The organism is Elusimicrobiota bacterium (assembly GCA_016706425.1).
Classification (GTDB): Bacteria; Elusimicrobiota; Elusimicrobia; order FEN-1173; family FEN-1173; genus JADJJR01.
In genome coordinates this window covers 530978-539087 of sequence record JADJJR010000001.1, presented here as the reverse complement: position 1 = coordinate 539087, position 8110 = coordinate 530978, and the positions used below count along the sequence as shown (strand labels likewise).

Here is an 8110-nt window from a genome sequence, read left to right as displayed (position 1 = left end):
AAAAAGGTGTCAATAATTTTTCACAAAGGCGACAGATCCCGCTCCCGCCGACGCCGCGCCCCAACGGAAGGGGCAGGTCGGCGTCCACCGGATGGATTCGCCGTCGAGGACCGTTGATCCAAAGATAAGCGATTTGGGGTTCTTTGCAAGAGGTATTTTCGATCGTGGTGTTTCCCATAAAGGCCTCCTTGGACGCCTTCCCGACACCCCTATTAAACCCAACCGCCCTTAAGATGACCTTTTGGAAATGTAAATAAGTTGTAAACAATATTCCCGCCGGTGTGGGCGAGCGTGCCGTTAAAAAGAACGCGTTTGTTTAAAGGACGGCCATGGCGTCGCCGTAAGAAAGGAAACGGTAGCGACGGTCCATGGCTTCTTGGTAGGCGGAACGGAGGAGGGGAACGCCCGTGAAAGCCGCGGTCAACAGCAACGGGGTGTGCCCCGGCATGTGGAAGTTGGTCACCAATCGATCGACGGATCGAAACCTGTGGCCGGGGGTGATAAAAAGGCGCGCTTCGGCCGTTTCGGGAACAACCGCCCCGCCCCGGAACGCCGATTCCAACGTGCGGACCACGGTGGTGCCCACCGCCCAAACGCGGCGCCCGGCGGACCGGGCGGCGTTGATCCGCCGGGCGGCGTCCTCGGTCACTCGGTAAAGTTCGGGCAGCATTGGGTGGGCCCGGTAATCGGAAGCGGTCACCGGGCGGAAGGTGCCCCAGCCGACCCACAGGGTCACACGGACCACATCGACCCCGGCGTCCTCAATTTTTTTCAACAAAGCCGGGGTGAAATGGAGCCCCGCGGTCGGCGCGGCCACGGCCCCCGGGGGGAGCGGCGCCGCCGGTCCGGCGGCGGGATACTCCGCGGCCGTCGCCCGGGCGTAAACGTTTTGATAGTACTCCCGATCGCCGGGGGCGTCGCCCGTCGGCCGCTTGATGTAGGGCGGCAGGGGGACTTCCCCGCACCGCTCCAGGTCCGGGGGACGATCGAACACCAGCTCGTATTCCCCCTCGGGGCGCGCGGCGGCGACACGAACGGTCGTTCCGTCGGACAGGGTGGCCGCTTGACCGACTTTCGGCCGCGGCGTGACCAGGGACGTCCACCGCGCGTCCCCCCCGGGAAACCGCGCGAGCAGCAAAAACTGGATTTTCCCGCCCGTGCCCTTGCGTCCCCGCAACCGAACGGGCGCCACGCGCACGTCGTTCAAAACCAAAGCGTCGCCGGGGGCCAACCAGTCGGGCAGGTCACGGAACACGCGGTGGTCCAGCCGCCCGGTGGATCGATCGACCACCAACAGGCGCGCCGCGTCCCGCTCCGCCAACGGGGTCTGGGCGATCAAGTCCTCGGGCAAAGCGGGAAAACCCAAGTCCGCGGCGGGGGGGGTCAATCCTTCCAATCGCGCACCTCGACCGCGCGGTAATAAATGCGCAAAATCTGCCCGTAGGCCATGCTTTGGTCGGCCAATTCCTTCATGCCCCACTGGCACAGCCCCACACCGTGCCCCCAGCCGCGCCCGTGAAACTGCCACGCCCCGTCGAGCTTGGAGATTCCGGCGATGAGCGTGCTGCGGATTCGGCGCGGGTCGACGATGTTGCGGAATTCGTTGGCGGGAATGTCCCGGGACCTTTTTTGCCCGTACACGCGAAAGCGGTGCACGCGCCCCGTCCCGGTCCGGCTGAGGACGCCGATGGCGCGCACCTCGCCCAAATCGTAACCGGCGGCGTTCAGGCGAGCGGTCACCAGTTCCGTCGGAACGCGCGCCTTCCAAAAATAGTGGGGCGAACCCCGGCACCAGCCGCAACGGGCCGCTTTGAGATGGGGTTGCCCCGCGTGCCGCCAGACGTTCTGGGCGGATTCGGTCGAGCCTCCGCAACAGGAATGATAGACCGTGCTGACCAACCGTTTTTTGCGGTCCATGACCACCTCGCCGCGCGTGCGGCGAAGGACCGCGTCGGTGGCGGGCCGTTCCGCCGCCGCGCCGCCGTAGGCCTGGCAATGGGGGGTGGCGCACAAATCGTAGCCGCGGCTCCCGTGTCGGCCGCGGTTCAAAACGGCATAGGTCCGACTGATGACGGCCTGGGCTTTCAGCGCTTCGGTGGGCCAGGCCTCGTTGGTTTCCATGTGGAGAACCCCCCGCAAATAGGTCTCCACCCCCACGACATTGACGATTCGCACCGCGCGCCCCACCCGTTCCAATTCCACTTTTCCCCGGTAGGGGCGCCGGTTGATCAAGACGGGGTCGTCCTCCTTTGGGGCGCTCAGGACGACGGGAGAGGACCAGAGGACTTTCCCCAGGGAGAAACCCCGGTCGGTCAAACGCAGGCGTTGCTCGTCTTTCCATCGGTGGACGCGGTCCAGGCCCTTGGCCCGAACGCGATAGGCCCCGGGACCCAGGACGATTTCGGGAGCGGCGTCGGCCAGGCCGACCCGCAGGACCGTGGACCGGTCGCGCCGGGGATCGGGCGCCCGCAGATCCGCCGACGGCGCGGCGAGGGGACTTGTTCCGGCCACGGCGAGGGAGACGACCAGCGCCGCGGCGATGCGCGTCGATGGGTTCACGCCGTGGGGGTTTCGGGCTCGGCGGAGGGAAAAAGAGCGCCCTGGACGGAGGGCGGAGGCTTGAGGCCCAGGTGGGCGCAGGCCGCGGGGGTGGCCACTCGACCGCGGGGGGTGCGCAGCAGGAACCCCGCCTTGATTAAAAACGGCTCGTACACGTCCTCCAGGGTGTCCCGCTGCTCGCTGACGGCGACGGAGAGGGTGTCCGCCCCCACGGGCCCGCCCGCGAATTTCGTGATCAGGGTCGAAAGGATTTTCCGATCGATGGCGTCAAGCCCCACGCGGTCCACCTCCAGGGCGTCGAGCGCCTGGCGGGCCACGGCCGGCACGATCCGACCGCCGGTTTCAACGGTCGCGAAATCCCGGACCCGGCGAAGCAGGCGGTTGGCGACGCGGGGCGTGCCCCGGGCGCGGTGGGCGATTTCCCGGGCGGCCTCGCCGTCGATGGGCGCGTTCAGAAGCGCGCTCGACCGCTCGACGATGACGCCGAGGTCCGCCTCGTCATAAAAATCCAGGTGCGCCACGATGCCGAACCGGTCCCGCAGGGGGCCGGTCAAAAGCCCGGCCCGGGTGGTGGCCCCCACGAGGGTGAACCGCGGCAGGGGCAGTTTGATCGTCTTGGCCGAGGGCCCCTGCCCGATGATGATGTCGAGGGCAAAATCCTCCATGGCGGGGTAGAGGGCCTCCTCGACCGCGTGGTTCAGGCGGTGGATCTCGTCGATGAAAAAAACGTCCCCCTCTTTGAGGCCCGTCAAAATCGCGGCCAGATCGCCGACGCGCTCGAGCACTGGCCCGGAGGTTTGCCGAAGCCCGACGCCCATTTCCTGGGCGATGATGTGGGCCAGGGTGGTCTTCCCCAGGCCCGGCGGCGCGGAAAAAAGGCAATGGTCCAGGGGTTCGTTCCGCTGACGGGCCGCCTGGATGAACACGGAGAGATTTTTCTTGAGTTTGTCCTGGCCCACGAAATCCGCGAGGCGTTTCGGGCGGAGGGCCGTGTCCACCGGTTCCTCGCCGCCGAGGAGCTCGGGCCCGACGGGCCGGATCGCCTCCGTCACGACCGACCCACCAGCCGACCGAGGGCGTCGCGAATCAAGTCCTGCGGGGATCCCTCGGTGCCCCGGGCGGCGCGGGCCGCCTCGGCGGCGGCGCGGGCGCTGGGTTCGCGGTAGCCGAGCGCGACCAGGCCGGCGACGGCTTCCTCAAAAGCGCTGTCGAGGAGCGGGGCGCCCGGCGCGGCGGGGAGGGCGGCGTCCAGCTTGCCCTGCAGGGCGACCACCAATTTTTCGGCCGTTTTGGCCGTGAAGCCGAACAGGCCCACGAGCGCGGCGGGGGTCTTGGTGGACACCGCGCGGTGAAAATCGGGCAGGGATTTGACGGCTTTGTCGAGCAGTTCCAGGGCTTTTTTGGCGCCGGTGTTGGGGATGTGGTCCCGAAAAACGTCGAAGAGGCGGCGCTCGTCCTCGGACAGGAAACCGTAGAGGGTGGTGCCCCCGCCGTACATGGCGGTGGACTCCACGACAAAAAGCCGGACCTCCTGCCCGTCGGGGGGCAGCCGCGCGACGGCCGAGGCGCCGAGCGCGACCTCGTACCCCACGCCGGCGACGTCCAGCACGACCCCCCCGTCGCGGCGTTCCACCACGGCGCCCCGCAGTCGGGCGATCATCGAACGAGCACCGCCGCCGTGTTCAAGTGGCAGAGAGCGATGGCCAAGGCGTCGGCCGCGTCGTCGGGTTTGGGCGGGGCGGGCAGGCGCAGCAGCCTTTGCACCATGTTTTGCATTTGGGATTTGTCGGCCGCGCCGTAGCCGGTCAAGGCGACCTTCACCTGGCGGGGGTTGTATTCGTGGATGGGCAGACCCAGTTCGGCCAGGGTGTACAAGAGGACGCCGCGCCCGTGGCCCACGGAGCTGGCGGTGCGGCTGTCCTTGGCGATGAACAAATCTTCGATGGCGGCCACGGCGGGGGCTTCCCGAGCGACCACGTCGCGCAGGGCCCGGGCGATTTCCTGAAGGCGCTGGGGCCAGGGGGTCCGGGGGCCGGTGACGATGGCGCCGTACCCGTGAGCGCGGTAGCCGTCCCCGGCCCGCTCGACCACGGCCCAGCCGGTGGTGGCCATGCCGGGGTCGATGCCGAGAACTTTCATGCCGTCGGCCGGCGGCTCAGTCCCGGTCCTCGACATCGGCGTTGGCGTAAACGTCCTTGACGTCGTCGTGGTTTTCCAAATCCTCCAGCAGTTGCGCCATCTTGCCGCCGTCGGCGCCCGCCAACGCCACCCGCGTGGAGGGCACCAACGTGACCGCGGCGACCGCGGTCGGGATCCCGGCGGCGGCCACGGCGGACCGGACTTTTTCAAAATCGGCGGGCGCCGACAGCACTTCGTAGACTTCGGGGTCGTCGGACTTCATGTCCTCGGCGCCGGCGTCCAGGGCCACGGTCATCAATTTGTCCTCGTCCTTCCAAGCGCTTTTTTCCACCACGATCTGGCCCTTGGCCTGAAACATCCAGCCCACGCAACCCGATTCCCCGAGATTGCCCCCGTGGGTGGAAAACATTTTGCGGAACTCCGAGGTGGTCCGGTTTTTGTTGTCGGTCGTGCCCGTCACCAGGACGGCGGCCCCGCCGGGGCCGTAGCCTTCGTAGGAGACCTCTTCGAACACCACGCCGGGGATTTCCCCGGTGCCGCGTTGAATGGCCTTTTTGACGTTGTCCGACGGCATATTCGCCGCCTTGGCGTCCTCGATCGCCTTGCGCAGGCGGGGGTTGTTTTCCGGTAAACCGCCCCCCGTTTTGGCGGCGATGGTCAATTCGCGGACGATGCGCGTGAACACCTTCCCTCGTTTAGCGTCCGCGGCGCCTTTTTTGTGCTTGATCCCTGCCCAACGGCTGTGGCCCGACATGCGCGGCTCCTTTAAAAGCGAATGGGGCATTTTAACAGATGCGTCGGCCCCGGAAAACCCCTCGCCGAGGCGACCAAATCCATTATACTGAAAGGCCATGAAACCCCGTTGGGCCCTCCCCCGCCCCGCTCTGGCCTCTCTTTTGGGCCTGGCGCTGGCTTTCCCCCCCGCCGCGACCGCCGCGCCCCCGTCCTTCCGGGGCCACCGCATCGCCCGGGTCTATATTTTGCGGCGGGCCATTTTCGACACGAGCGTCCCCTCGGAAAACAAGCGTTTGTACCGGTTCGTCAACCATCTGCATTTTTCCACCCGGGACAACACCATTCGCAATCAATTGCTTTTCAAACCGGGCGACCCTTACGACCCGGATCTCGCGGAGGAGACCGAACGCGCGTTGCGGCGGATCCTCCGCTTGCGCGACGTGCACGTCCGCCCGATGCCGGTCGGCAACCGGCGGGTGGATGTGGTGGTGGAAACCCAGGACACCTGGACCACGGAACCCTACGCCTCGGTCTCGAGCACGGGCGGGGAAACCAAGTACCGGTTCGGGGTGCGCGAACGCAACCTCTTCGGGCTCGGCAAGCAGATCAACGTGTCGTACAAAAAAGACCTCGACAACATCAGCCGCGGGCTTTCCTACGACGACCCCGGCTTGTTCGGCACGCGCCTGCGCCTGGCCGGGGTCTACGAGGACACCGACGAGGGCTCCGCGCGGGCGCTCAAACTGGAGCGGCCCTTCTTTTCCAGCTTGACCCCTTTCGCTTTCAAGGGTTCCGGCGACTACAATAAAAAAGACACCCTCCTCTACGCCGACGGGGACGAAGTCGCCCGGTTCACCAACGAGGACCGGTCCTTGGGCGGCGGCGTGGGCGTGTCCCTCTGGTCCACCCCCCGTCGGATCCGCCGCCTGGGCGTGGCCTACCGGTACGAACACGAACGGCTGGAAACCCCGGTCCCCGTCCCCGGCCTGGAGACCGACCGGGTCTACCATTATTTCGGCCCGACCCTGGAATGGAGCCGCAACCGGTTCATCACGACCGACCACATCCGATTGTTCAGCCGCGAGGAGGACTACAACATGGGCCCCACGCTGGACCTGCGCGCGGGCTTCTCAAGCCAACGATGGGTCACGGGATCCCGCAACGCGACCTCCGTTGAAGGCGTCTGGAGCCGGGGGATCGCCCGGTCCCGCCACGCGTTCGCGTTGCTGACCGTCGCCGGGCGCGGCCGCTACGAAAACGGGTGGGAAAACGCCCAACAGCGGTGGGACCTCGAATATTACAATCACGCGAAAAAATGGACGACCTGGGCGGCCCACGCGGCCTGGGAGAACGTGCTGAACCCCTCGGTGGACACCCAACTTCTTCTGGGCGGGGACCGGGGCCTGCGCGGTTACCCCGTGAGCGCGTTCGAGGGCAACCGCCTGTTTGTCGCCAACCTGGAAAACCGGATTTTCATTGTCGACGACATTTTGAACTTCTTCGGTCTGGGCGCGGCGGCCTTCGCCGACGTGGGATACGCCTGGGCCCGGGGCGAGCCCGTCAAAGCCGCCGATCTGCGGGGCGATTACGGCGTGGGGCTCCGCCTTCACCTGTCCCGGGCGAGCCTGGGCAACGTCCTGCGGTTCGATTTGGCCTGGCCAACGCGGGCGCACGACGACGGAAACCGTTCCCCGGTTTTCACGTTCGCCACCGGGCACGTGTTTTGACGGCGGCTATGCTAGGATAGGAGACCCATGACGCTTTCCACCGGTTACACTTTGATGGAAAAAGGGGCGGATTTGACCCTGATTTGGATGAGCCCCACCCTGCCGTTGTTTTTCACGGTGCTGGCCATGGTCGGGTTGGTGTTGATGCCTTTGGCGTTTTTCTTCCGCGCGCGGGTGGCGCCTTGGACGGTCCGTCATTTGCATTGGGGATTGAGCGCGCGCGCCCTGGGGTTTTTGGCCCCGACGCTGTCCATCCTTTGCGGGGTGGGATTGTTATTCGCTCGACCCGCCCGGCCGGTGATCGAGTGGCGTTTTACCAAGGACGGCCTTGCGATTCAAAGCTTGAACGGGCCGGCCAAAATGGCCTGGTCGGAGGTGGCCTCGGTCCGTTTCGACGACCGGGCCCCCGACCAAAGCAACGCCGCCCTGGTGCTTCAATCCACCGACAAAAGGGAGATTTGGCTGATCCTCGAATGGCTTGTGCCCACCCACCGGCAAAAGGTGTTGGACCGGGTGAACGCGGGGGTCCCCCGGAAGGCCAAAGTCCAACAACCGAAAACGGCGAATTAATTCCGCAACGCTCGGCGGCGTTCCCGCCCCCACAAAAAAGCGTACACGACCACCCACAGGCCCGCCCACAAACGAACCCCCCACGCCAGGGCGGGACCGCAGCGGCGGGCGTCGGCGCAGGGCCGCACGTAACGGGCCAGGAAACCCTCGGTGTACACCCCGGCGGGATCGTAATTTGAACGGAGGAAATTTTCAAGGACGGTCAGAGGGCAATAAAACGCCCAAAAAAAAGCCGTCGCGAGCAAGAGAGTCACCACCCAGGTCCGACCCACCGGTCGCCGCAAAGCCCAAAAGGGTCCCAGGACCACCGCCAGCACCCACAAACCGTGAATGAGGGCGACCCCATCGGCCGCCAATCGCCAAAGCATTGATTTCCTCCT

Annotated in this window: 9 protein-coding genes; 2 read left to right on the top strand and 7 right to left on the bottom strand. The window is 66.1% G+C overall.

Translation table 11 applies throughout. The features are described from left to right. Positions 1-316: 316 nt before the first annotated feature. The 6 genes from queA to IPI56_02265 are packed head-to-tail and all read right to left on the bottom strand — an operon-like array spanning position 317 to position 5452. The gene (queA, locus tag IPI56_02290; protein MBK7544572.1) at positions 317-1387 is read right to left on the bottom strand and encodes a tRNA preQ1(34) S-adenosylmethionine ribosyltransferase-isomerase QueA; all 1071 of its coding nucleotides are present in this window, start codon (positions 1385-1387) and stop codon (positions 317-319) included. Then, the gene (locus IPI56_02285; protein ID MBK7544571.1) at positions 1384-2559 is read right to left on the bottom strand and encodes a SpoIID/LytB domain-containing protein; all 1176 of its coding nucleotides are present in this window, start codon (positions 2557-2559) and stop codon (positions 1384-1386) included. Before IPI56_02285 ends, queA begins: the two co-directional genes overlap by 4 nt. Further along, the gene (gene ruvB / locus IPI56_02280) at positions 2556-3599 is read right to left on the bottom strand and encodes a Holliday junction branch migration DNA helicase RuvB (GenBank protein MBK7544570.1); all 1044 of its coding nucleotides are present in this window, start codon (positions 3597-3599) and stop codon (positions 2556-2558) included. The genes IPI56_02285 and ruvB overlap by 4 nt, the downstream gene beginning before the upstream one ends. A gap of 8 nt (positions 3600-3607) precedes the next feature. Continuing rightward, positions 3608-4219 carry a Holliday junction branch migration protein RuvA gene (locus IPI56_02275; protein MBK7544569.1) on the bottom strand — a complete coding sequence of 204 codons (612 nt, stop codon included), beginning with the start codon at positions 4217-4219 and terminating at the stop codon, positions 3608-3610. Next, positions 4216-4698, bottom strand: coding sequence for a crossover junction endodeoxyribonuclease RuvC (gene ruvC / locus IPI56_02270; protein ID MBK7544568.1), 483 nt, complete (start codon positions 4696-4698; stop codon positions 4216-4218). Before ruvC ends, IPI56_02275 begins: the two co-directional genes overlap by 4 nt. Before the next feature lie 16 nt (positions 4699-4714). Then, complete coding sequence (locus IPI56_02265; protein MBK7544567.1) at positions 4715-5452, bottom strand: YebC/PmpR family DNA-binding transcriptional regulator; 738 nt, start codon at positions 5450-5452, stop codon at positions 4715-4717. A gap of 97 nt (positions 5453-5549) precedes the next feature. Here IPI56_02265 and IPI56_02260 point away from each other — a divergent pair, with 97 nt between their 5' ends. Next, positions 5550-7160, top strand: a complete 1611-nt coding sequence (locus IPI56_02260) for a BamA/TamA family outer membrane protein (GenBank protein ID MBK7544566.1) — start codon at positions 5550-5552, stop codon at positions 7158-7160. A 27-nt stretch (positions 7161-7187) separates the two neighbouring features. Further along, a complete protein-coding gene (locus tag IPI56_02255) occupies positions 7188-7730 on the top strand; it encodes a hypothetical protein (GenBank protein MBK7544565.1) in 543 nt (180 codons plus the stop codon). Here the strand turns inward: IPI56_02255 and IPI56_02250 are convergent. After that, positions 7727-8098, bottom strand: a complete 372-nt coding sequence (locus IPI56_02250; protein ID MBK7544564.1) for a DUF2784 family protein — start codon at positions 8096-8098, stop codon at positions 7727-7729. The genes IPI56_02255 and IPI56_02250 overlap by 4 nt on opposite strands. Positions 8099-8110 lie beyond the last annotated feature (12 nt).

What these genes read in the sequence shown, in the direction of transcription:
- ruvC (MBK7544568.1), bottom strand. Translation starts at nt 4,698, where the DNA reads ATGAAAGTTCTCGGCATCGACCCCGGCATGGCCACCACCGGCTGGGCC.
- IPI56_02255 (MBK7544565.1), top strand. Translation starts at nt 7,188, where the DNA reads ATGACGCTTTCCACCGGTTACACTTTGATGGAAAAAGGGGCGGATTTG.
- IPI56_02265 (MBK7544567.1), bottom strand. Translation starts at nt 5,452, where the DNA reads ATGTCGGGCCACAGCCGTTGGGCAGGGATCAAGCACAAAAAAGGCGCC.
- IPI56_02260 (MBK7544566.1), top strand. Translation starts at nt 5,550, where the DNA reads ATGAAACCCCGTTGGGCCCTCCCCCGCCCCGCTCTGGCCTCTCTTTTG.
- IPI56_02250 (MBK7544564.1), bottom strand. Translation starts at nt 8,098, where the DNA reads ATGCTTTGGCGATTGGCGGCCGATGGGGTCGCCCTCATTCACGGTTTG.
- IPI56_02275 (MBK7544569.1), bottom strand. Translation starts at nt 4,219, where the DNA reads ATGATCGCCCGACTGCGGGGCGCCGTGGTGGAACGCCGCGACGGGGGG.